This is a genomic window from Streptomyces sp. NPDC005435 (assembly GCF_040703155.1).
Lineage (GTDB): Bacteria > Actinomycetota > Actinomycetes > Streptomycetales > Streptomycetaceae > Streptomyces.
Genome location: NZ_JBEXEQ010000010.1, coordinates 140207 through 162745 on the forward strand (window position 1 = coordinate 140207; position 22539 = coordinate 162745).

The 22539-nt window shown below is 71.7% G+C and carries 22 protein-coding genes and 2 pseudogenes; 14 read left to right on the top strand and 10 right to left on the bottom strand.

Features of this window, described 5'->3' with window-relative positions:
- Positions 1 to 11: 11 nt before the first annotated feature.
- Positions 12 to 308, top strand: a complete 297-nt coding sequence (locus tag AB0898_RS14890) for a DUF4193 domain-containing protein (protein WP_005481602.1) — start codon at positions 12 to 14, stop codon at positions 306 to 308.
- Positions 309 to 321: 13 nt separating this feature from the next.
- A complete protein-coding gene (locus AB0898_RS14895) occupies positions 322 to 1296 on the top strand; it encodes a hypothetical protein (protein WP_366803313.1) in 975 nt (324 codons plus the stop codon).
- Positions 1297 to 1298: 2 nt separating this feature from the next.
- Here AB0898_RS14895 and AB0898_RS14900 read toward each other — a convergent pair whose 3' ends face one another.
- Positions 1299 to 1769, bottom strand: coding sequence for a DUF3093 domain-containing protein (locus tag AB0898_RS14900; RefSeq protein ID WP_366803314.1), 471 nt, complete (start codon positions 1767 to 1769; stop codon positions 1299 to 1301).
- Positions 1770 to 1827: 58 nt separating this feature from the next.
- Here AB0898_RS14900 and AB0898_RS14905 point away from each other — a divergent pair, with 58 nt between their 5' ends.
- The 7 genes from AB0898_RS14905 to AB0898_RS14935 all read left to right on the top strand — a co-directional run bounded on the left by AB0898_RS14905 (position 1828) and on the right by AB0898_RS14935 (position 8477).
- Positions 1828 to 2412 (top strand): PaaI family thioesterase, encoded by a 585-nt coding sequence (locus AB0898_RS14905; RefSeq protein ID WP_366803315.1) that lies wholly within the window; start codon positions 1828 to 1830, stop codon positions 2410 to 2412.
- Entirely contained in the window at positions 2409 to 2969 is a 561-nt protein-coding gene (gene dut, locus AB0898_RS14910) for a dUTP diphosphatase (protein WP_366803316.1), read from the top strand. Before AB0898_RS14905 ends, dut begins: the two co-directional genes overlap by 4 nt.
- 1 nt (position 2970) lies before the next feature.
- On the top strand, positions 2971 to 3723 hold the full coding sequence (locus tag AB0898_RS14915; RefSeq protein ID WP_366803317.1) for a DUF3710 domain-containing protein: 753 nt from the start codon (positions 2971 to 2973) through the stop codon (positions 3721 to 3723).
- A gap of 213 nt (positions 3724 to 3936) precedes the next feature.
- Complete coding sequence (locus AB0898_RS14920; protein ID WP_366803318.1) at positions 3937 to 6519, top strand: sensor histidine kinase KdpD; 2583 nt, start codon at positions 3937 to 3939, stop codon at positions 6517 to 6519.
- A complete protein-coding gene (locus AB0898_RS14925) occupies positions 6516 to 7202 on the top strand; it encodes a response regulator (protein WP_366803319.1) in 687 nt (228 codons plus the stop codon). The genes AB0898_RS14920 and AB0898_RS14925 overlap by 4 nt, the downstream gene beginning before the upstream one ends.
- Positions 7203 to 7289: 87 nt before the next feature.
- On the top strand, positions 7290 to 7688 hold the full coding sequence (locus tag AB0898_RS14930; protein ID WP_161181104.1) for an OB-fold nucleic acid binding domain-containing protein: 399 nt from the start codon (positions 7290 to 7292) through the stop codon (positions 7686 to 7688).
- A 3-nt stretch (positions 7689 to 7691) separates the two neighbouring features.
- On the top strand, positions 7692 to 8477 hold the full coding sequence (locus tag AB0898_RS14935; RefSeq protein WP_366803320.1) for a DUF3159 domain-containing protein: 786 nt from the start codon (positions 7692 to 7694) through the stop codon (positions 8475 to 8477).
- Between the two features lie 73 nt (positions 8478 to 8550).
- Here AB0898_RS14935 and AB0898_RS14940 read toward each other — a convergent pair whose 3' ends face one another.
- From AB0898_RS14940 to AB0898_RS14950, 3 genes are all read right to left on the bottom strand, one after another.
- The gene (locus AB0898_RS14940) at positions 8551 to 9222 is read right to left on the bottom strand and encodes a TrkA family potassium uptake protein (protein WP_018547304.1); all 672 of its coding nucleotides are present in this window, start codon (positions 9220 to 9222) and stop codon (positions 8551 to 8553) included.
- The gene (locus AB0898_RS14945) at positions 9222 to 9893 is read right to left on the bottom strand and encodes a TrkA family potassium uptake protein (RefSeq protein WP_018547303.1); all 672 of its coding nucleotides are present in this window, start codon (positions 9891 to 9893) and stop codon (positions 9222 to 9224) included. Before AB0898_RS14945 ends, AB0898_RS14940 begins: the two co-directional genes overlap by 1 nt.
- 106 nt (positions 9894 to 9999) lie before the next feature.
- The gene (locus AB0898_RS14950) at positions 10000 to 10134 is read right to left on the bottom strand and encodes a hypothetical protein (protein ID WP_366803321.1); all 135 of its coding nucleotides are present in this window, start codon (positions 10132 to 10134) and stop codon (positions 10000 to 10002) included.
- Positions 10135 to 10304: 170 nt separating this feature from the next.
- Here AB0898_RS14950 and AB0898_RS14955 point away from each other — a divergent pair, with 170 nt between their 5' ends.
- Positions 10305 to 12353, top strand: coding sequence for an APC family permease (locus AB0898_RS14955; protein WP_366803322.1), 2049 nt, complete (start codon positions 10305 to 10307; stop codon positions 12351 to 12353).
- Between the two features lie 182 nt (positions 12354 to 12535).
- A complete protein-coding gene (locus AB0898_RS14960; protein ID WP_366803323.1) occupies positions 12536 to 13855 on the top strand; it encodes a TRAM domain-containing protein in 1320 nt (439 codons plus the stop codon).
- Positions 13856 to 14072: 217 nt separating this feature from the next.
- On the opposite strand, the pseudogene AB0898_RS14965 reads toward AB0898_RS14960, so the two are convergent.
- Positions 14073 to 14405 (bottom strand): annotated as a pseudogene (locus tag AB0898_RS14965) (type ISP restriction/modification enzyme); the annotation flags it as partial.
- A gap of 70 nt (positions 14406 to 14475) precedes the next feature.
- Positions 14476 to 14982 (bottom strand): annotated as a pseudogene (locus AB0898_RS14970) (type ISP restriction/modification enzyme); the annotation flags it as partial.
- Positions 14983 to 15517: 535 nt separating this feature from the next.
- On the opposite strand from AB0898_RS14970, the gene AB0898_RS14975 reads away from it, so the two are divergent.
- The 3 genes from AB0898_RS14975 to AB0898_RS14985 all read left to right on the top strand — a co-directional run bounded on the left by AB0898_RS14975 (position 15518) and on the right by AB0898_RS14985 (position 17904).
- Positions 15518 to 15961, top strand: coding sequence for a hypothetical protein (locus tag AB0898_RS14975; protein ID WP_366803324.1), 444 nt, complete (start codon positions 15518 to 15520; stop codon positions 15959 to 15961).
- A 127-nt stretch (positions 15962 to 16088) separates the two neighbouring features.
- On the top strand, positions 16089 to 16979 hold the full coding sequence (locus tag AB0898_RS14980; RefSeq protein ID WP_366803325.1) for a hypothetical protein: 891 nt from the start codon (positions 16089 to 16091) through the stop codon (positions 16977 to 16979).
- 259 nt (positions 16980 to 17238) lie between these two features.
- A complete protein-coding gene (locus tag AB0898_RS14985; RefSeq protein ID WP_366803326.1) occupies positions 17239 to 17904 on the top strand; it encodes a response regulator transcription factor in 666 nt (221 codons plus the stop codon).
- A 1-nt stretch (position 17905) separates the two neighbouring features.
- On the opposite strand, the gene AB0898_RS14990 is transcribed toward AB0898_RS14985, so the two are convergent.
- The 4 genes from AB0898_RS14990 to AB0898_RS15005 form a co-directional block, all read right to left on the bottom strand.
- On the bottom strand, positions 17906 to 19147 hold the full coding sequence (locus tag AB0898_RS14990) for a sensor domain-containing protein (RefSeq protein ID WP_366803327.1): 1242 nt from the start codon (positions 19145 to 19147) through the stop codon (positions 17906 to 17908).
- Positions 19148 to 19266: 119 nt separating this feature from the next.
- Entirely contained in the window at positions 19267 to 20637 is a 1371-nt protein-coding gene (locus AB0898_RS14995) for an FtsX-like permease family protein (RefSeq protein ID WP_366803328.1), read from the bottom strand.
- Between the two features lie 5 nt (positions 20638 to 20642).
- Positions 20643 to 21395: an ABC transporter ATP-binding protein gene (locus AB0898_RS15000; protein WP_366803329.1), complete on the bottom strand. Its 753-nt coding sequence runs from the start codon at positions 21393 to 21395 to the stop codon at positions 20643 to 20645.
- A gap of 85 nt (positions 21396 to 21480) precedes the next feature.
- Positions 21481 to 22482: a helix-turn-helix domain-containing protein gene (locus tag AB0898_RS15005; RefSeq protein WP_366803330.1), complete on the bottom strand. Its 1002-nt coding sequence runs from the start codon at positions 22480 to 22482 to the stop codon at positions 21481 to 21483.
- Between the last annotated feature and the right edge of the window lie 57 nt (positions 22483 to 22539).

Below are 22539 nucleotides of genomic sequence, written 5' to 3' on the forward strand. Positions count from 1 at the left end.
GGAGAGCGACCATGGCAACCGATTACGACACTCCACGCAAGACCGACGACGACGTCGACTCGGACAGTCTCGAAGAGCTGAAGGCCCGGCGGAACGACAAGTCCACCTCCGCGGTGGACGTCGACGAGTTCGAGGCCGCAGAGGGCCTCGAACTGCCCGGCGCCGACCTCTCCAACGAGGAGCTGGCCGTCCGTGTGCTGCCCAAGCAGCAGGACGAGTTCACCTGCATGAGCTGCTTCCTCGTCCACCACCGCAGCCAGCTGGCCCGCGAGAAGAACGGCCAGCCGATCTGCCGCGACTGCGACTGAGGACGGGTCGGCCGTGACTGGCTCGACCCCTCCGCGGAAGCGCCGTTTCCGGTTCCCGGGAGCGGACAAAGGGCCGTTCGGCGGCTCGCACGGCACGCGTGACCACGAGCGGGGCTCACCGGAAGCGGGAGCCTCGCTCGAACCACCGGCGGAGCGCCACGCTCCGCGGGCCGGGACGGGGGAGTCCGCCGGCCCCGACACCGGTCATGACACCGGCCATGACGCACCGGTCCGTCACCCACGGGCCGCGGCGATCCGCGGCAAGGCCCGTCATCTGGCGCGCGAAGGCGCACGCCGGGGCGGCGGCCACGCCCGCGCGGGCATCGCCTACGTCGCGGACCGGATCATCGACATCGCCCCGCGCGTCCCCGTACGGGACCTCGCGACGCTGCGGCGGCAGTTCCCTGGCCTCGGGCCCGAACAGCTCGCGGACAAGCTCGTGGCGGGCGCCGCGAAAGCCACCTCCACCGTCGGCGCCGGAGTCGGAGCGGCGGCCATGCTGCCCGTACCCCCTGCCCTGCCGACCGAACTCGCCGCGGAGATCACCGCGGTGGCCGCGATCGAGCTGAAGCTCATCGCCGAGCTCCACGAGGTGTACGGGCAGCGCGCCCCCGGCGGCCTCGGCGCCCGCAGCACCGCGTATCTGGGCTCCTGGTCCGGAGAGCGCGGCATCGACGTGATGAAGCCGTCGACCATCGACGCGGCCCTGGGCGGCCGCATGAAACGCGAACTGCGCCAGCAGATCATGAAGCGCATGGTCCGCAACCTGCCCAACCTGACGCCCTTCATGGTGGGCGCCGCCGTCGGCGCGGTCATGAACCGCCGGGACACCAGAAGGCTCGCCGACCGCGTCCGGGCCGATCTGCGCACCGTCCAGGTCCCCTGGGACGAGCTGGCCGCGCAGCCCCCGCTGGACCAGCCCGAACACCCCGTACGGATCGAGGAGACGCCCGAGGACCCCGGGGCGCCGGGAAACCCGAAGAGCTGACCTCAGGCCGCGCTCTCGGCCGTCTTCGCCGCCTCGATGGCCGCCGCGAGGCGCTCCGGCTCCCGCGTCGACAGGTACAGGTACGGCGTCGGGTCCTGCGGGTCGGTGACCTCCACGCGCAGCGCCGTCGGGATGTACGCGCGCAGCAGCAGGAACGCGCGCGTGTCCGCCTTGTAGGTCCGCCAGGCCCGCGCCTCCTCCGCGTCGAGGACCTCGCTGGCACCGAGCGCGGACACCGGGATCCTCGCCTCGCCCGCGATCAGCGCGTCGCCCACGATCCGGATGCGCTGGGAGCCGTACGCGCTCGCCATCACCGCCGCCACGGCGGTGCCCCCGACCAGCCCTCCGAGCAGCGGCAGCACGCCGAAGGGAAGCAGGATCAGGGCGAAGGAGACACCCACGAGGAAGCTGATCAGCCACCACGAGCGGGGGGCGGTCAGACGTTCTTCGTAGGGGGTGGCGGCAAGCTGCATGGAGCCAAGCTTGGCACGCCGACGCCGGGCACCGGGCGGCCGGGTAAGGTCTGCGCCTGTGAGTGGTAGTTCCCCAGCCCTTGAGCCGCCCGCCGACGCGGTGCGCCCCGTACGGCACCCCGACGCGCCCGCCCCCGGCCAACCGCTGGGCACCCACTACGAACACTGTTTCGGATGCGGGCCCGGGCAGCCGCACGGGCTGCACCTGGAGGCCCGCGCGGGCGACGGCGTCTCGCTGACCGCCGAGTTCACCGTCCAGCCCGCCCACCAGGGCGCCCCCGGCCTCGCGCACGGCGGGGTGCTCGCCACCGCCCTGGACGAGACGCTGGGCTCCCTGAACTGGCTGCTGCGGACCATCGCCGTCACCGGCAGACTGGAGACGGACTTCGTACGGCCCGTCCCCGTGGGCACCACGCTCCATCTGGAGGCCGAGGTCACCGCCGTCGCCGGACGGAAGATCTACTCCACCGCCACCGGCCGCATCGGCGGCCCCGAGGGCCCCGTCGCCGTCCGTGCCGACGCCCTCTTCATCGAGGTCAAGGTCGACCACTTCGTCGACCACGGCCGCGAGGAGGAGATCAGGGCCGCCATGAGCGACCCGGACCAGATCCGCCGTACCCGCGCCTTCGAGGTGAACCCGTGAACACCGACCGGACCGCCCCGCTGGACGTCCGTATCCGCCGCGTCGACCCCGACGTCCCCCTCCCGGCGTACGAGCACCCCGGAGACGCCGGGGCCGACCTGCGCACCACCGAGCCCCGCGAACTGAGCCCCGGAGAGCGCGCCGTACTGCCCACGGGCATCGCGATCGCGCTCCCCGAGGGGTACGCGGCCTTCGTGCACCCCCGTTCGGGCCTGGCCGCCCGCTGCGGTGTGGCGCTCGTGAACGCCCCCGGGACGGTGGATGCCGGGTACCGTGGAGAGATCAAGGTAATCGTGGTGAACCTCGATCCGCGCGAGACCGTGCGGTTCGAACGCTTCGACCGGATTGCCCAACTGGTCGTCCAGCAGGTCGAGAGGGTCCGCTTCCAGGAGGTCGCGGAACTTCCCGCCTCGGTACGCGCCGAGGGGGGCTTCGGGTCCACCGGAGGCCATGCCTCCGTGGACGACGACAGCGGCACAGAGGGTCGGTCCGCCGACGGCGGCCCGACGGGTGGGAATCGATACGCTTCGGTCGTATCCGACCGGGAAGGACAGTGACGTGTTCGGACGTCGCAACAAGAAGGGTGCCGCCGAGGGCGCGGCCGGCGAGGCCGAGCAGGTCGTCGACAGCGTCGGCACCGAGGCGGACGGAGACCGTGAGCGCGTGCGCCTCGAACCCGAGCCGCGGCCCGACGGACCCTGGGACTCCACCGAGGTACGCGACCCGGCCGAGGGCCGTGTCGATCTCGGCGGCCTGTTCGTGCCGGGTGTGGACGGCATGGAGCTGCGCGTCGAGGTCGCCGGTGACGCGATCGTCGCCGCGACCGTCGTCCTGCGGGACAGCGCCATCCAGCTGCAGGCCTTCGCCGCCCCCAAGCGCGAGGGCATCTGGGGCGAGGTCCGCGAGGAGATCGCGGGCGGCATCACCCAGCAGGGCGGCATCATCGACGAGGTCGAGGGCCCGCTCGGCTGGGAACTGCGCGCGCAGGTCCCGGTCCAGCTGCCCGACGGCACCGGCGGCTTCCAGGTCGTGCGCTTCGTCGGCGTGGACGGACCGCGCTGGTTCCTGCGCGGTGTGATCTCCGGCCAGGGCGCGGTGCAGCCGCAGGCCGCGGGGCTTCTCGAGCAGATCTTCCGGGACACGGTCGTGGTCCGCGGCGAGGGTCCGATGGCCCCGCGCGACCCGATCGTCCTCAAGCTGCCCAACGACGCCCAGATGGTCCCCGAGAACGTCCAGCAGGAGGAGGGCTCCCGCTTCTCCGGCGGCATGGGCCAGCTCCAGCGCGGCCCGGAGATCACCGAGGTGCGCTGACCGGCGGTACGACTGGTACGACGAGCGAGGGGCCGTACTCCCCCGGGGGTACGGCCCCTTCCGTGTGCCCGGGCCCCGGGTGTCCGGGTCCCCGTGCGCGTCAGGGTTGTGTCAAAGCGCCCCGGTGCGGTGGCCCCCCGCCCGCTTTGTCCGCATCGTTGGCCGTAAGGTCGACGCCGGACGGGGGAGCGGACACCGGAAGACAATGGGGCCATGGCACGCGGCAAGCTTCGGATCTACCTCGGCGCCGCACCGGGCGTGGGCAAGACCTACGCGATGCTCTCCGAGGCGCACCGGCGCGTCGAGCGCGGCACCGACTGCGTCGTGGCCCACGTCGAACACCACGGCAGACCCCGCACCGAGGTCATGCTGCACGGCCTGGAGCGCGTCCCCGGCCGGGAGCTGGAGCACCGGGGCGCCGTCTTCACCGAGATGGACGTGGACGCCGTACTGCGCCGCGCCCCCGCCGTCGCCCTCGTCGACGAGCTCGCCCACACCAACGTCCCCGGCTCGCGCAACGCCAAGCGCTGGCAGGACGTGGAGGAACTGCTCGCGGCCGGCGTCGACGTGGTCTCCACGGTCAACATCCAGCACCTGGAGTCGCTGGGCGACGTGGTCGAGTCGATCACCGGGGTGCGCCAGCGCGAGACCGTGCCCGACGAGGTCGTCCGCCGGGCCGACCAGATCGAGCTGGTGGACATGTCCCCGCAGGCCCTGCGCCGCCGCATGGCGCACGGCAACATCTACCAGCCGGACAAGGTCGACGCGGCCCTCTCCAACTACTTCCGCCCCGGCAACCTCACCGCCCTGCGCGAGCTGGCGCTGCTGTGGGTGGCCGACCGGGTCGACGAGTACCTGAACGAGTACCGCAGTGCGCACGAGGTCTCCCGGATCTGGGGCTCGCGCGAACGCATCGTGGTCGGCCTGACCGGCGGACCCGAGGGCCGCACCCTCATCCGCCGCGCCGCCCGGCTCGCCGAGAAGGGCGCGGGCGGCGAGGTGCTCGCCGTCTACATCGCCCGCAGCGACGGCCTCACCGCCGCCTCCCCGAAGGAACTCGCCCTCCAGCGCACCCTGGTGGAGGACCTCGGCGGCACCTTCCACCACGTGGTCGGCGACGACATACCCGCCGCCCTGCTGGACTTCGCGCGCGGCGTCAACGCCACCCAGATCGTGCTCGGCTCCTCGCGCCGCAAGACCTGGCAGTACGTCTTCGGACCCGGCGTCGGCGCCACGGTCGCCCGTGAGTCGGGCCCCGACCTGGACGTCCACATCGTCACCCACGAGGCGGTCGCCCGGGGCCGGGGACTGCCCGTCGCCCGGGGCGCGCGGCTCGGCCGGGGCCGGATCGTCTGGGGCTGGCTGGTGGGCGTCGGCGGCCCGGCCGGTCTCGCGGTGCTGCTCAACACCGTGGACCTCGGCCTCGCCAACGACATGCTGCTCTTCCTGGCCCTCACGGTCGCCGCCGCCCTGCTCGGCGGACTGCTGCCCGCGCTGGCCTCGGCGGCCATCGGGTCCTTCCTGCTGAACTACTTCTACACCCCGCCCCTGCACCGGCTGACCGTCGCCGACCCGAAGAACATCGTCGCCATCGCGATCTTCTTCGGCGTCGGGATGTCCGTCGCCTCCGTGGTGGACCTCGCCGCCCGGCGCACCCACCAGGCCGCCCGGCTGCGCGCCGAGTCGGAGATCCTGTCCTTCCTCGCGGGCAACGTCCTGCGCGGCGAAACGGGCCTGGAGGAACTCCTCGAACGGGTCCGGGAGACCTTCGCCATGGAGTCCGCCGCCCTGCTGGAGCGGGCCAGCGACGTGGACCCCTGGACCTGCCAGGGCCGCGTCGGCGTCGGACCGCCGCCGGAGCGCCCCGAGGACGCCGACGTGGACATGCCGGTCGGGGACCACATGGCGCTCGCGCTCACCGGCCGGGTGCTGCCCGCCGAGGACCGCCGGGTGCTCGCCGCCTTCGCCGCCCAGGCCGCCGTCGTACTGGACCGGCGCCGCCTCCAGGCCGAGGCCGACCAGGCCCGCACCCTCGCCGAGGGCAACCGCATCCGTACTGCCCTGCTCGCCGCCGTCAGCCACGACCTGCGCACCCCGCTGGCCGGCATCAAGGCAGCGGTCTCGTCCCTGCGCTCCGACGACGTGGCCTGGTCCGAGGAGGACCGCGCGGAGCTGCTCGAAGGCATCGAGGAGGGCGCCGACCGGCTCGACCACCTCGTCGGCAACCTCCTGGACATGTCCCGCCTCCAGACCGGCACCGTCACCCCGCTCATCCGCGAGATCGACGTGGACGAGGTGGTCCCGATGGCGCTGGTCGGGGTGCCCGAGGACAGCATCGACCTGGACGTGCCCGAGACGCTGCCCATGGTCGCCGTCGACCCCGGTCTGCTGGAGCGCTCGGTGGCCAACCTGGTCGAGAACGCCGTCAAGTACAGTCCGCCCGGCCGCCGCGTCCTGGTCGCCGCCAGCGCCCTGGACGACCGGGTCGAGGTGCGCGTGGTGGACCGGGGGCCCGGCGTGCCCGACGACGCCAAGGACCGCATCTTCGAGCCCTTCCAGCGCCACGGCGACGCCCCGCGCGGTGCCGGGGTCGGCCTCGGCCTCGCCGTCGCCCGGGGCTTCGCCGAGGCCATGGGCGGCACGCTGATCGCCGAGGACACCCCGGGCGGCGGGCTGACCATGGTGCTGAGCTTGCGCGCGGCGGGGCGGGGCACGCAGGAGCGCGCCACGCAAGACGGTGGGCACGCCACGCAAGACGGCGGGCACACCACGCAACGAGAAAGGCAGGCCCTATGACCAGGGTGCTGGTGGTCGACGACGAACCGCAGATTGTGCGGGCCCTCGTGATCAACCTCAAGGCGCGCCAGTACGAGGTGGACTCCGCCGCCGACGGCAGGACCGCCCTCGAACTCGCCGCCTCCCGCCACCCCGACGTCGTCGTCCTCGACCTCGGCCTGCCCGACATGGACGGCGTCGAGGTCATCCGGGGCCTGCGCGGCTGGACCCGGGTGCCCGTCCTGGTCCTCTCCGCCCGGCACTCCTCCGACGAGAAGGTCGAGGCCCTCGACGCCGGCGCCGACGACTACGTCACCAAGCCCTTCGGCATGGACGAACTGCTCGCCCGGCTGCGGGCCGCCGTACGCCGGGCCGAGCCCGTCGGCGCGGGCGAGGGCGAGGTGACCACCGTGGAGACCGCGGGCTTCACCGTCGACCTGGCCGCCAAGAAGGTCCACCGCGCGGGCAAGGACGTACGCCTCACCCCCACCGAATGGCACCTCCTGGAGGTCCTGGTCCGCAACACGGGCCGCCTGGTCGGGCAGAAGCAGCTGCTGCGCGAGGTGTGGGGTCCTTCGTACGGCACCGAGACCAACTATCTGCGCGTCTACATGGCCCAGTTGCGCCGCAAACTGGAGGCCGACCCCGCCCACCCCCGCCACTTCATCACCGAGCCGGGGATGGGGTACCGCTTCGAGAAGTGACCGGCGGTGGCGGCGCGTCCGGTGGCGCGGGGGAGGCCGGGGCGCCACGAGTACGGCCTTGTCGGCCTGCCCCGGTACGCTTCAGACATGAGTGCCGTTCCTCGTTCCGAAAAGCCGGTCGGCCGGTTCCGCCGCATGCTGGACCGGCTCTCCTCGTCGCAGGAGGACCTGGAGTCGGAGGAGCTGCGGGAGGACGCCGACACGGCCGGCTGCACTCGCATCGGCGACTGCCACGACCGGCAGATCGTCACCGTAACTGGTACCTTGCGCACGGTCACTCTGCGCCCGCGCGCCGGAGTCCCGGCCCTGGAGGCGGAGCTGTTCGACGGCACCGCCGCACTGGACGTGGTGTGGCTCGGCAGGCGTTCCATCACGGGGATAGAACCGGGGCGCAGGCTGATCGCATCGGGCCGGATCTCGATGAGCCGTGGCCGCCGCGTGCTGTTCAACCCGAAATACGAACTGCGACCCCTCGGACGGGAGTAGCCGGTGACGTCCCTCGACAAGCCGACCCAGGACAGCGGACCGACACCACCGGACGACGGCCACGACTCGCGCGCGGTGACCGAGGCCGCGCTGTTCGAGGCGTTCGGCGGGGTCCGGGGGATGGTCGAGACGGTCCTGCCCGGACTGCTCTTCGTCACGATCTACACCATCAACAAGGACGTGCACCTCTCCGCGCTCGCCGCGCTCGGCGTGGCGGTCGTGATGCTGGTCGTCCGGCTGCTGCGCCGGGACACCCTCAAGCACGCCTTCAGCGGCGTCTTCGGTGTGGCCTTCGGTGTCGCCTTCGCGATGTTCACGGGCAACGCCAAGAACTTCTACCTGCCCGGCATGCTCTACACGCTGGGCCTGGCGCTCGCCTACATCGTCACCACCCTCGCCGGGGTGCCCCTGATCGGCCTGATGCTCGGCCCGGTCTTCAAGGAGAACCTCTCCTGGCGCACCCGCAACCCCGGCCGCAAGGCGGCCTACACCAAGGCCAGCTGGGCCTGGGGCCTGATCCTGCTCGCCAAGTGCGCGATCCTCTTCCCGCTCTACTTCTGGGCCGACACCACCCAGCTCGGCTGGGTCCTGGTCATCCTGAAGATCCCGCCCTTCCTGCTGGCGGTCTGGCTCACCTGGGTCTTCCTCGCCAAGGCGCCGCCGCCGATCGACGTGTTCGCCGAGATGGAGGCCGCCGAGCAGGCGGAGAAGGCCGAGAAGGCCGAGCGGGAGCGCGCGGCGGCCGAGTCGGGCGAGCCGACCGGTGGACGGCACCGCAGGGGCGCGTAGACGCGTGGAACGCGGAGAACCCCGGCTGCCAACGTTGGCAGCCGGGGTTCTCCGTCGTACGGCCGTACGGGACTCAGCTGTCCTCGCGCCGTACCGACAACAGGTCCTCCAGCTGCTCCTCCCGGGCCTGCGCGGCCACGAAGAGGAGTTCGTCGCCCGGCTCCAGGGAGTCCTCCTTGGAGGGGGTCAGCACCCGGGTGCCGCGGATGATCGTGACCAGGGAGGTGTCTTCCGGCCAGGCCACGTCCCCGACCTGGGTGCCGGCAAGCGCCGACTCCTCCGGCAGGGTCAGCTCGACCAGGTTGGCGTCGCCGTGGCTGAAGCGGAGCAGCCGGACCAGGTCGCCGACGCTCACCGCCTCCTCGACCAGGGCGGACATCAGGCGCGGGGTGGAGACGGCCACGTCCACGCCCCAGGACTCGTTGAAGAGCCACTCGTTCTTGGGGTTGTTCACCCGGGCGACGACGCGCGGGACGCCGTACTCCGTCTTGGCGAGCAGCGAGACGACCAGGTTGACCTTGTCGTCACCGGTCGCGGCGATGACGACGTTGCAGCGCTGGAGCGCGGCCTCGTCCAGGGAGGTGATCTCGCAGGCGTCGGCGAGCAGCCACTCCGCCTGCGGCACGCGCTCGACCGAGATGGCGGTCGGCGCCTTGTCGATCAGCAGGACCTCGTGGCCGTTCTCCAGCAGCTCGGCCGCGATCGAGCGGCCGACGGCACCGGCACCGGCAATGGCGACCCTCATCAGTGACCGCTCTCCTCTTCCGGGCCCCCGGCGAACGCCGCCTCGACCTTCTCCACGTCGTCCGTGCGCATCATCACGTGCACCAGGTCACCTTCTTGCAGGACCGTCTGCGAGGTGGGCAGCACGGCCTCGCCCAGGCGGGTCAGGAACGCCACGCGGACGCCCGTCTCCTCCTGCAGCTTGCTGATCTTGTGGCCGACCCACTTCTCGGAGGCGTGCACCTCGGCGAGCTGCACCCCACCGGTGGGATCGCGCCACAGCGGCTCGGCTCCGGAGGGCAGCAGACGGCGCAGCATCTGGTCGGCGGTCCAGCGGACCGTGGCCACCGTCGGGATGCCCAGGCGCTGGTAGACCTCGGCCCGGCGGGGGTCGTAGATGCGGGCGGCCACGTTCTCCACACCGAACATCTCGCGGGCGACGCGTGCGGAGATGATGTTGGAGTTGTCACCGCTGGATACGGCGGCGAAGGCGCCCGCCTCCTCGATGCCGGCCTCGCGCAGGGTGTCCTGGTCGAAGCCGACGCCGGTGACCCGGCGGCCGCCGAATCCCGGCCCCAGCCGGCGGAAGGCGGTGGGGTCCCGGTCGATCACCGCGACCGTGTGGCCCTGTTGCTCCAGGGTCTGCGCGAGCGCGGAACCCACGCGTCCGCAGCCCATGATGACGATGTGCACGACCGTCCTTCCGGTGTCCAAAAGTTACTGCTCAGCCTCAGGGTCTCAGACCGACGCCCAAAGCTACACACGCGCGGTCCCCGTAAGGCCCCCGCTGGTCACGTGCTCACCTGTGCCGCTCGGTGACGCCCGTCACCCCGGGTTCCCCGCGTCGCGTGATGCTGCGCACGCTGCACCGGGTCAGGACGGCGAGGGCGAGCAGCGCGAGGGTGGCGCCGATCAGTTCCGCGGCCGCGGGCATGGGACCTCCGAAGGGCGATGAACTGCGACGACGGGCCGGTCTGCCATCTAGGCACGGGGGGCGCGGGGACCACGGAAACCGCGGTTCCGCGCGCCCCTGATTTCACTCGTGAGGCAGAATGCGTCTTTCGGGTGGGCGGCTGCCTGTTCGAAGCCTTACGATCCTCTGTCGTGTCCAAACTGACCGACGTGCCCAAACGCATTCTGATCGGGCGCGCCTTGCGCAGTGACCGGCTGGGCGAAACGCTCCTGCCGAAGCGCATCGCCCTCCCCGTCTTCGCCTCCGACCCGCTGTCCTCCGTCGCCTACGCGCCGGGGGAGGTTCTGCTGGTCCTGTCCATCGCGGGCGTGTCGGCGTACCACTTCAGCCCCTGGATCGCCGTCGCGGTCGTCGTGCTGATGTTCACCGTGGTCGCCTCCTACCGGCAGAACGTCCACGCGTACCCCAGCGGCGGCGGCGACTACGAGGTGGCGAACACCAACCTCGGTCCCCGGGCCGGCCTCACCGTCGCCAGCGCCCTGCTGGTGGACTACGTGCTCACCGTCGCCGTGTCCATCACCTCGGGCATCGAGAACCTGGGCTCCGCGATCCCCTTCGTGATCGAGCACAAGGTGCTCTGCGCGTGCGCGGTGATCCTCCTGCTGACGCTGATGAACCTGCGCGGCATGAAGGAGTCGGGCAAGCTCTTCGCCATCCCGACGTACGTGTTCGTCGGCGGCGTCTTCATCATGATCGTCTGGGGTGCGATCCGGGGCCTGGTCCTCGGCGAGACCATGCACGCCCCCACGGCCGGTTTCCACATCAAGGCCGAGCACCAGGGACTCGCGGGCTTCGCGCTGATCTTCCTGCTGCTGCGGGCCTTCTCCTCCGGCTGTGCCGCGCTCACCGGCGTGGAGGCCATCTCCAACGGCGTGCCGGCCTTCCGCAAGCCCAAGTCCAAGAACGCGGCGACCACGCTCGCCATGATGGGCCTGCTGGCCGTCACGATGTTCTGCGGCATCATCGGCCTCGCGATGTCCACCGGCGTCCGCATGGCCGAGAACCCGGCCACCGACCTGCTCAAGGGCGGCGTGCCGATCGGCCCCGGCTACGTCCAGAACCCGGTGATCTCCCAGGTGGCCGAGGCGGTCTTCGGCAAGGGCAGCCTCCTGTTCGTCGTCCTCGCGGCGGCGACGGCCCTGGTCCTCTTCCTCGCGGCGAACACGGCGTACAACGGCTTCCCGCTGCTCGGCTCGATCCTCGCCCAGGACCGCTATCTGCCCCGCCAGCTGCACACCCGCGGCGACCGCCTCGCCTTCTCCAACGGCATCGTGCTGCTGGCCGGTACGGCGATGCTGCTCGTGGTCATCTACGGCGCCGACTCCACGCGGCTGATCCAGCTGTACATCGTCGGCGTGTTCGTGTCCTTCACGCTCAGCCAGACGGGCATGGTCCGGCACTGGAACCGCCACCTCGCGGCCGAGAGGGACCCGGCCAAGCGCAGCCGCATGATCCGCTCCCGCGCGATCAACGCGTTCGGCGCCTTCTTCACCGGCCTGGTGCTGGTCGTCGTGCTGTTCACCAAGTTCACCCACGGCGCGTGGGTGGCCCTGCTCGGCATGTGCATCTTCTACGCCACGATGACCGCGATCCGTAAGCACTACGACCGCGTCGCCGACGAGATCGCCGCCCCCGAGGGCCCCAGCGACGACAGCGTGCGCCCCTCCCGGGTGCACTCGCTCGTCCTCATCTCCAAGATCCACCGCCCCACCCTGCGCGCCCTCGCCTACGCCAAGCTGATGCGCTCCGACACGCTGGAGGCGCTCACGGTCAACGTCGACCCGGCCGAGACGAAGGCGCTCCGCGCGGAGTGGGAGCGCCGGGGCATCGACGTCCCGCTCAAGGTCCTCGACTCGCCCTACCGCGAGATCACCCGCCCGATCATCGAGTACGTCAAGAACCTGCGCCGCGAGTCCCCGCGCGACGCGGTCTCCGTGATCATCCCCGAGTACGTCGTCGGCCACTGGTACGAGCATCTGCTGCACAACCAGAGCGCGCTGCGGCTCAAGGGGCGGCTGCTGTTCACGCCGGGCGTGATGGTGACGTCCGTGCCGTACCAGCTGGAGTCCTCCCAGGTCGCCCGCGACCGTGCGCGGCGCCGGCAGGAGTGGAGCGCGCCGGGTGCGGTGCGGCGGGGGCCTGCGGAGCGGGCCAAGGAGGGGGCGGGGGTTCGGGAGTAGTCGGAGGCTCGGGAGTGGCCGGACGGGCTGCCGGGGTTTTCGGCCGAGGGGGGCCGGGGTCTCCAGGGACGGCCGCTTGCTCCGGGGTCCTGGGGTGGCCGGGGACGCCGTAGACTGGTGGGCTGTTGTCCCCCCAGGGCGCCGTACCGGCCCCCAGCCCCTTGATCTGGAGTCCCCCCACCATGCAGGCAGAATCGACGAAGTCTCTGGTGGGCCGGGAGTACGAGGTCGAGGTCGGCCCCGTCGCCCACGGCGGCCACTGCATCGCCCGTACGTCCGAGGGCCAGGTGCTGTTCGTCCGGCACACGCTGCCGGGGGAGCGGATCGTGGCCCGGGTGACGGAGGGCGAGGAGGGCGCGCGGTTCCTGCGTGCCGACGCGGTGGAGATCCTGGACGCGTCCAAGGACCGTATCGAGGCGCCGTGCCCGTTCGCCGGCCCCGGCAAGTGCGGCGGCTGCGACTGGCAGCACGCGAAGCCGGGCGCGCAGCGCCGCCTCAAGGGCGAGGTGATCGCCGAGCAGCTGCAGCGGCTCGCGGGCCTCACCCCGGAGGACGTCGGCTGGGACGGCACGGTGATGCCGGCCGAGGGCGACAAGCTGCCCGCCGGTGAGGTGCCCCAGTGGCGCACGCGCGTGCAGTACGCGGTGGACGCCGAGGGCCACGCGGGCCTGCGCCGGCACCGCTCGCACGAGGTCGAGCGGATCGACCGCTGCATGATCGCGGCGGAGGGCGTCAGCGAGCTGGGCATCGAGTCCCGCGACTGGTCCGGTATGGCCTCCGTCGACGCGATCGCGGCGACGGGCTCGCAGGACCGCATGGTCATCCTGGAGCCCCGCCCCGGCGCCCGCCTCCCGATCGTCGAGCTGGACAAGCCGGTCTCGGTCATGCGGGTCGGCGAGAAGGACGGCGGCGTCCACCGCGTCCACGGCCGCCCCTTCGTCCGCGAGCGCGCCGACGGCCGTACGTACCGTGTCGGCAGCGGCGGCTTCTGGCAGGTCCACCCGAAGGCGGCCGACACCCTGGTGAAGGCGGTCATGCAGGGCCTGCTCCCGCGCAAGGGCGAGATGGCCCTCGACCTCTACTGCGGCGCCGGCCTCTTCGCCGGCGCCCTCGCCGACCGCCTCGGCGAAAAGGGCGCGGTCCTCGGCATCGAATCCGGCAAGCGCGCCGTGGAAGACGCCCGCCACAACCTCGCCGACTTCCCCCGCGTCCGCATCGAACAGGGCAAGGTCGAATCCGTCCTCCCCCGCACGGGCATCACGGAGGTCGACCTGATCGTCCTGGACCCCCCGCGCGCGGGAGCGGGCCGCAACACGGTCCAGCACCTGGCCGGCCTTGGCGCCCGCCGGATCGCGTACGTGGCGTGTGATCCTGCCGCGCTGGCCCGGGATCTGAAGTACTTCGGGGAGCACGGGTATCGGGTTCGGACGCTTCGGGCGTTCGATCTTTTTCCGATGACGCATCATGTGGAGTGTGTGGCGATTCTGGAGCCGGTGAAGTAGGACGGCGGCCGTTGGGGTCAGTTCGGGAAGTCGAGGCTTTCCTGGTCCGGGCCGGGGCTGCGGCGGGAGCTCCGTGGTGGCTTCGGTTCTTCGGCCGCGTAGGCGGACACCGGCAGGACGCCCTCGTGGCGGAGGTCGTCGGTGGGGTGAGGGGGCCGCTGCTCTCACGGCGTCCAGGAGCCGGGCCTGCCGGGGTTCGAGGGCTATGAGGAGCCGGTCTGCGCTTGCGGAAGCCGAACCACTTGCGGATCACCTGCACCTCGCCGATCCGATAATCCCAGACCTCCGGCGCCACCGGACGTATGCGGCCGGTGCCCACGGTCAGGGTGCGCGTGGGCGCGTCGTAGGAGATGTCCTCCGGCGGCCCGTCGTCCTCTCCGATCGCGACGACGGCGTCGGGTCGCTCCTCCGGCGGAAGTCTCGGGGCCGTTCCGGGCGGACTGTCCTGCTGGTGGGAGGCGAAGCGCCGGCCGTACGTGCGGAGCCACACCGTGCGCCTGCCGACGTCCACCACCTTTGCCCACAGGACCGGGTCGCGCGTCAGGGGGATACGGGTGGCCCCGCTCGGCGAGGTGCGCGGAGAAGCGCCGGGTGCAGCCGCTGTGGCCGGCCGTGCCCGCGATGTACGCGAAGAGGTCTTCGGCCGTGACCGTCACTCCGTGCACCTTGGTGAGCAGTTGCAGCAGGCCGGGGGTCACGTTCGGCTCTGCTTGGTGAGGGTGGCGGTAGAGGGGTGCTACGCGGCCGCCTTCGGTGCCTTTGAAGTGATGAACGTCGGGAAGAAGGGCGGTGAAGCTCACCGCCGGGCCCGGACGGCCTGATTCCGTGTGGAGTTCGGACAGGTAGATCTGACGCTGGTCGTCGTGCGCGAACCACAGGGCCGGTCGCGGCCGGTCGATCACTCTTCGGTCCGCGATGACGTACTGCCGGTCGAAGGTCATCCGGCCGTACGGGACGATGACCGGAACCGTCTCCTTCTCTGCGGCGAGACTGCCCGTCTCCTGCTGCCCGGGCAGGGGCGGTTCCAGTTTGTCCGGACGGCGGTCTCCAGTGCTCTTCATCAACGCCGCCTTGGCGTCCGCAGGGGCCTTGACGAGCCTGCGCCGGCGCTCTTCCAGAATGTCCCGGCTGGGTGAGACGGGCCAGTTGCGGTTGTTGGTGTTGCGGGTGCTCGTCCAGGGCAGCAAGGCGTTCACCGGTGGCATGGGCGACCACTCGGGGGCGGGCGGGACCTGAAGAGGCGCGGTCCACTGTGTGGGGCAGGGCTGCCAGGCCGTTCCGTCGAGGGACCTTCGGGGGAGAGCCCGATGATCCAGCCCTCGTCGGCGGCCTCGCGCAGACAGTGACGCATGCCGGCCGTGCCCTCGCTGTCCAGGTAACCGGAGTTGGTGATGAGGGCGACGATCTCGCTGGGGGCCTTCGACGCTGACGTAGAGGTTGTCGAGGGTGTACCCGACGCGCCCGTTGTCCTCGGGGTGGAAGCGGGCGAGGATCGGGCCCTGGCCGTTCGGGTTGCCCTCGGTGACCCAGCGGCCGACGCCGGAGTTCGGCGACCGCGTACGGTCCCGTGTGCTTCTCCAACCCGACGAGCCGGCCCGAGAGTTCGCGGAGAAGCCCTGCCTTGAGGTCCTTGCTGTACGTCAGTGACAGGGACTTGGCGACGTGGTCGATGATGTTGATGAGGAAGGTCCCGGTACCCATGGCCGGGTCGACCACGGTGACCTCCTCGCTTCCGTACCCGTCCGCCCGTCGCAGTTCCGGGTCGTAGGCGCTCAGAAAGCCCTCGTACAGGGGGAGGCAGGCGTCTCCGGTCTCGTCCTTGAACATCTCGGGATCGACGGCCGATATGACGTCGATCAGAGGGTCGGTGATCCCTCGCAGATCGTCGAGGGCCTCGTCCGTCAGCACCGCCAGCGCCTTGCCCATCAGGGAATGGCGTTTGCCCAGGCGGATGGCGACATCGGGGAGGGAGAGCCGGTGGAAATCGATGCGTTCGAGGCGCGCCCGAGTGATCCGGCTCGTGTTGGTGGCGGTGGAGAGCCCCCTGCCCCAACATCGGATGCCTCGCGCCGCCTTGGTCACGACTGGGTCTCGCTTGGCAAGTGAAGGCAACCTCACAGCGTCTTCACAAGTCGCACACACGCAAGACGTGACAACAGCCCCAGGGGAGACCATGAACCATCCGCAGCAACCGCCTCTCGGAGCACGCGAGTCGAGGCGGCCGCGAGTCCCCGTGCGCGGAAACGGCAAGGCGTGGCGTACGGGCCTCGGCGTCTCCGCGCTGATATGCGCGCTCCTGACGGGCTGCGGCAGCGGCGGCGACGAGCCGGTGAAGGCGAAGTCCACGCCCACCGTGACCGTCACCGCGACCGTCACGGCCACCCCCGAGGCGATGACCAGTCAGGTGAGCAGCACGCTCGCGGATGCCACCGGCGTCGCCGAGAAGCACGGATACGACGTCTCCGCGCACGACGCGAGCGACAAGGACGCCTCCCCGGGTGACGACTGGACGGTGTGCTTCGAGAAGTACACCTACGACAGCGTCGAGTTCGCCGCCGTGACCTCGAACGCGCCGTGCCCCAAGGCGGACGGCCGCCCGATCCCGTGGCCGGCCATGCCGACCGCGGTCGGCGGCACTTACGCGCACGCCGTCAAGACCGTCGCCAAGGCGACCACCGGCGACATCACGGTCAAGGCGTCCTACAAGGACGAGGACGTCGACGACTCCCAGGCCTCCGACGGTGACTACGACGACTGGAAGGTGTGCTTCCAGACCCCCGCTCCCAACACCCGGCTCGTCGGCGACCCTGACGTCACGCTGTGGCTGACCGAGAGCAACTGCCCTGCGACGAAGGGCACGTACCAGGACCCGGCCAACGACCCGGACTACACGCCGCCGAGCCACACCAGCGGCAGCGGTTCTTCTTCGGCCTCCTCCGCCTCGGGCGGTGGTTCGTCCAGCACCGGCGGCGCGACGACGTGCGAGATCCGTTCCAACGCGGGGAACTGCTACAACGCCGGCCAGTTCTGCCGCAACAGCGACGTGGGAAGCTCCACCCACGCCGGAAACGGCCGCCTCATCTACTGCCGCGACGAGGGCGGCCGGAACCGCTGGAACTACTGACCCGGCATCCGCGCGGCCGACCCCGCCTCGGCTCCGGACGACACCCGGAGGGGGCCGCCCGTCCCCTCCGGACCGGCCGTCGAGAGCCGCACCGGGAGTTCGCTGCCCCGGGATTCGCCCCGGAATGTCAGCGCCGCCCTCTACGGTGGCTATTCGAAGGCCCGGGGTACGGCGCTCGGGGAAGAGCTGGTGGCCGATGTGCTGTTGGAGGACCTCGCCGGGGCGGTGCGGGGCTGCGGGCCGGTTCGATAATGGCGGCATGATCAAGGGGCGTCTGCGTGTCGTGCTCGCCGAGGATTCCGTCGTGCTTAGGGACGGGATGGTCGAGCTTCTCGGAGCCCGGGGGTGTGAGGTGGTGGCTACCGCCGGGACGGCGGATGAGCTGCTCGCGGGGGTGGGGGAGCATCGGCCGGATGTGGCCGTGGTGGATGTGCGGATGCCGCCCACGCACAGGGACGAGGGGATTCGTGCCGCTGTCGAGATCCGGGAGAGGATGCCGGAGGTGGGGATTCTGGTGTTCTCGCAGCATGTGGAGGCGGCCTGGGCGTCCCGGCTGCTGGGCGGGGGTGCGGCCGGGGTCGGGTATCTGCTGAAGGAACGGGTCGCGCGGACCTCGGAGTTCGTGGACGCGTTGCACCGGGTCGCCGAAGGGGGCGTGGCGCTTGATCCGGAGGTGGTCAGCGTCATGATGCGCGGGGGTCGGCGTAGTCGGGTGGATACGTTGACCTCGCGGGAGCGCGAGGTGGTGGAGTTGATGGCGCAAGGCCATTCCAACCGTTCCATCGCCGCGCTGCTGGTGGTGTCGGAGCGTGCGGTGGAGAAGCATGTCGCCGCTGTCTTCGGCAAGTTCGGGCTGCGGGCGACGCACACCGACAACAGGCGGGTGAAGGCCGTTCTGGCCTACCTGGGGGAGAGCGGCGGCTGATTCAGCGCAGGCGCGTCGGCAACTCGGCGGTCACCAACGTGGGGCCGCCGGGTGGGCTGTCCACCCGTAGGGTCCCGTCCACCGCCGCCAGTCGCTCGGCGAGGCCGGTCAGGCCGGTGCCGGTGCTGGTGCCCGTGCCTGGCGTCGCTCCGCCGCAGCCGTTGTCTCGTACGACCAGACGCGTGCGGCCGTCTGCCGCGGATGCCCTGAGTTCCGCCGAGCGGGCACCGCTGTGCCTGGCGATGTTGGTGAGGAGTTCGGCGGCGCAGAAGTAGAGGGTGCGGGCTACCGCCGGGTGGGGGTCCTCCCGTAGGTCCAGGTGGACGGTGACCGGTATCGGCGAGGTGGCGGCCAGGCCCGGCAGTGCCTCGTCGAGGCCGCCGTCCAGGGCCAGGGGGTGGATGCCCTGGGTGAGCCGTCGTAGTCCGGTGATGGTGTCGTCGGTCTGGGTACGGGCGCGGTCCACCAGGGTCCGTAGCCGCTCCGGGTCCGGGCCGTCGGGGGAGGAGAGCGCGTCGTCGGCCAGCGAGAGCGTGATGGCCAGGGCGACGAGCTGGGCCTGGGTGCCGTCGTGCAGGTCGCGCTCCAGGCGGCGGAACTGGTCGGTGCTCTCCGCGAGCAGGGTGGCCCGGGCGGTCTCCAGCTCCCGGACGCGCCGCTGGGTACGGGCCGGGCCGAGCAGCAGCCGTGCGAGACGGCGGTTCGCCTCGCTCAGGATCCGGATCGCGCCGGGCACCGCGTACAGGAGAAGCGGGCCCAGCATCATGGAGGCCGCGTTCAGCCGGCCGGCCGGCCGCGCACCCGGCTGCAGCAGACGGCTCCAGAGGGGGAAACCGGTCAGCCAGACACAGCCGAGGGGGATCACCACGGCGGTGACGAACCCGAGCACGCCGAGCGGCAGCCGCAGTACGAGATAGAGCAGCGCCCGCCAGGCGACCGGATCTGTCAGTGCGATACGGCCACGGGCGATCAGGCCCGCCGGGCGGGGCAACTTCGCGGGGGCCTCGACCTGTTTGCCGAGCAACCCGTCGACCAGCCGCCGGTGCAGCCCGCCCAGGCCCCGCGCCCCCAGCAGCGCGGCGACCACGAACGGCAGACCGAGCACCGTGAGCGAGAGCAGCGCGCCCGCGTACAGGACGGCGAAGGCGTAGACACCGCCGAGCAGGGCGAGCGGCAGTCCGACGACGGCGAAGGTCCATTCGCCGCCCCGCACGGACAGGTGACGCGGCCACCGCTCAGCCATCTGCGGGCCCGGGTGTCGTGGCCGCCGGCGTACGACGTTCCGTACGGCTCGCCGCGCGAAGTCCCGTACAAAATAAGAGAGTTCGTGCTCCTGACCCACCCACCCCGCCCCCGCCGTACTCAGTCACGCGCACCCCCCACCAACTCCGCCGCCCGCCCCTGGACCGCTCGCAGACCGGTGGCCAGGATGGCCGGTACGGTCAGCAGCGCCGGGCCCGCGACGATGAACCAGCAGGCGGCCAAAGGGAGATACGGCATCGGCGAGCCGGTCACCGCCGTGCTGAACGCCGCCGACGCGGCACCCGCGACCGCCGCGCCGAGCAGGACGCCCCCGGCCGTGGTCAGGACCGCTTCCACCGTCAGCATGCGTATCAGCTGCGGCCGGGTGGCGCCGACCAGTCGTAACAGGGCGAATTCACGGCGCCGTTCGGCGGTCACGGCGACCAGGGTGTTGAGGGTGGAGACGGCGGCGAAACAGGCCAGGAGCGTCAGCTCGGCCTGGCGCAGCCAGCTGTCCGTCGCCGAAGTGGCGCTCGTCGCCGCCGAGTTCACGGCGTGCTCGGCGGTGCTTGTCATGGTGAGCATGGTGCCCGACAGCCCCACGAGCAGTGCCACCGGTACGACGGCGGACGACAAACGCCGGGCGTAGCCACGGAGGTTGGCGTCGGCCAGCCATCCCGCGCCCGGTGCCAGTGTCCGTACCGGCGCGCCCAGGGCGGCCGTCAGGAGACGTACCGTGAACGGCCCGGTCAGGGCGACGGCGGTCAGCAGGACCAGCGAAGCGAGCAGGGCCGCCTGCCCCGCCTTGTCCGCCTGCGCCGCCGACCGCGTCGCGGCCAGTCGTAGGAGCAGAACTCCCCCTGTCAGTACGACAGTTCCGGCAAGCAGACGTGGTACGCCCGTCCGCCCGTGCTCCGTTGAGCTCGCGGCGAGGGCCGCGGCGGGCGCGATACGGGAGATCCGGCGAGCCGCGACGGCCGAGGCGGCCAGGCTTACGGCGAGTACGGCGGCCGGGGCGACCAGCAGCGGTACCGGCGCCACCGGTACCCGTATGTCCGGTGCCGCAAGCCCCAGTTGCTGCACTTCGGCGAGGAAGCGACGGGCCAGGGCCACTCCGGCGAGCCAGCCCGGCACGGTCGTCAGCAAGGTGGTCGCGCAGACCTGGACGCGGACCAGCCGCCGGGTCTGCCGGGGCGTCGCCGCGATGGTGCGCAGCAGGGCCAGCTCACGGTGTTGCTGACGCAGCGCGAAACCCAGGGAGTTGACCACGACGAAGAACGCGACCAGGACGGAGATCTCGCCGAAGGCGCCGGCGATCACCATCAGCCCGGGACCCGTGGCCGCCTCCCGGGCGGAGGCGGGCGCGGTGACATCGGCGGCGAACAGGGAACCGAACATCGTCAGGGTGGCGATGGCGAGGAAAAGCGCAACCGCCAGACCTGCGAAGGCGGTTGGGCGGCGGCGCAGCTGTGCCAGGGCGATCAGGGTCATCGGGTTCACCCGCCCAGCCGGCTCAGGCGTTCGGCGACCCGCGCGGCGGTGGGCCGGTCGAACGCGTCCACCACCAGACCGTCGGCGAGCAGCAGCACCCGGTCCGCGTATCCGGCGGCGACCGGATCGTGGGTCACCATCACACAGGTCTGGCCCTCCCGGTCCACACCGGCGCGCAGCAGCGCGAGGATCTCGTGCCCCGTCCGCCGGTCGAGCGCCCCGGTCGGCTCGTCGGCGAAGAGCACCTCGGGGCGGGAGACCAGGGCACGGGCGATCGCCACCCGCTGCTGCTGGCCGCCGGACAGCTCCCCGGGCCGGTGCCGCTCACGCCCGGCCAGTCCGACCCGGGCGAGCGCGTCCGTCACGCGGCCCCGGCCGGGCCGCTTCCCGGCCAGCCGGCCGGGGAGTTCGACGTTCTGCGCGACCGTCAGCGCCGGCATCAGATTGAACGCCTGGAAGACGAACCCGACCCGGCCGCGCCGCAGCTCCGCCAGCCGCCGCTCGGGCAGCCGGGACACCTCCGTACCGCCCCACCAGACCGAGCCCCGGGAGGGCCGGTCCATCCCCGCGAGACAGTGCAGCAAGGTGGTCTTGCCGGACCCCGAGGGCCCCATCACCGCCGTGAACGTCCCCGGCGCGAGCGCCACCGACACCCCGCGCAGCGCGTGCACGGCGGCCGCGCCGCGCCCGTACTCCCTGTGCAGCCCCTCCGCCCGTGCGGCGGCTCCGGTCCCGACATCCGTCGTCGTCTCAGCCATGCCCCCATCCTTGGCGGGCCCGGCACGGCGGTCGATCGTGGCAGCACCCGAGCCGGGGGTTCGGGAAACCGCACCCCATGCCCTCTTACCGGCACCCGCGGAGTTCCGTGGGCCAGGTGATGGTCCGGGATTCGTTCGCTGCGTGGGGCGCGCCGCGGAAGGTGCGGCGGTATGCCACCGGCGTTACGCCGATCGTCGCGTGCAGGTGTTCGCGCAGGGAGGTGCCGGTGGCGAAGCCGACCTGGGTGGCGATGTCGTCCACGGGGAGGTCGGTGGTTTCCAGGAGGTGGCGGGCGCGGTCGACGCGGCGCTGGATCAGCCAGCGGCCCGGGCTGGTGCCGACCTCCTCGGTGAAGCGGCGGGCGAAGGTGCGGACGCTCATGCGGGCGTGTTCGGCCAGCTCCGCCAGGGAGAGGGGTTCGTGGAGGTGCTCCAGGGCCCAATGGCGGGTGGCCGAGGTGCTGTTGGCGGAGTCCTCGGGGACCGGGTGCTGGATGTACTGCGCCTGGCCGCCGTCCCGCCACGGGGGTACGACACACGCCCGGGCGACCTCGTTGGCGACGGCGGCGCCGTGATCCCGCCGTACGACGTGCAGGCAGACGTCGACCCCCGAGGCGGCGCCCGCCGAGGTGAGGACGTCGCCGTCGTCCACGAACAGCACGTCCGGGTCGAGCGTCACCCGTGGGTACCAGGAGCGGAAGAGGTCCGCGAGGGCCCAGTGCGTGGTGGCCGGGCGGCCGTCGAGCCGTCCGGTGGCGGCCAGCGCGAAGGCGCCGGTGCAGACGGATACGATCCGCGTGCCGGGCGGTACGGCGGCGAGCGCCTCGGCGGCCTTCGGCGGCAGATCGCGGCTGAGCCGCTGGATGTCGAACGGCGGCAGCACCACCGTGTCCGCCGTCGCCAGCACCTCGGGCCCGTGGCCGACCGTGACCGAGAAGTCGGAGTTGGTGGCGACGGGGCCGCCGTCGGCCGAGCAGGTCAGCACCTCGTAGCGGCCCCCGGCCGAACCGAAGACCCGGCTGGGGATGCCCAGCTCGAAGGGGTAGACCCCGTCGAGGGCGAGGACGACGACACGGTGAGCGGTCATGGCACGATCCCGGTGGAAGTGGTGGCACGATCCCGTTGAAAGATGGCTTTCATGCCA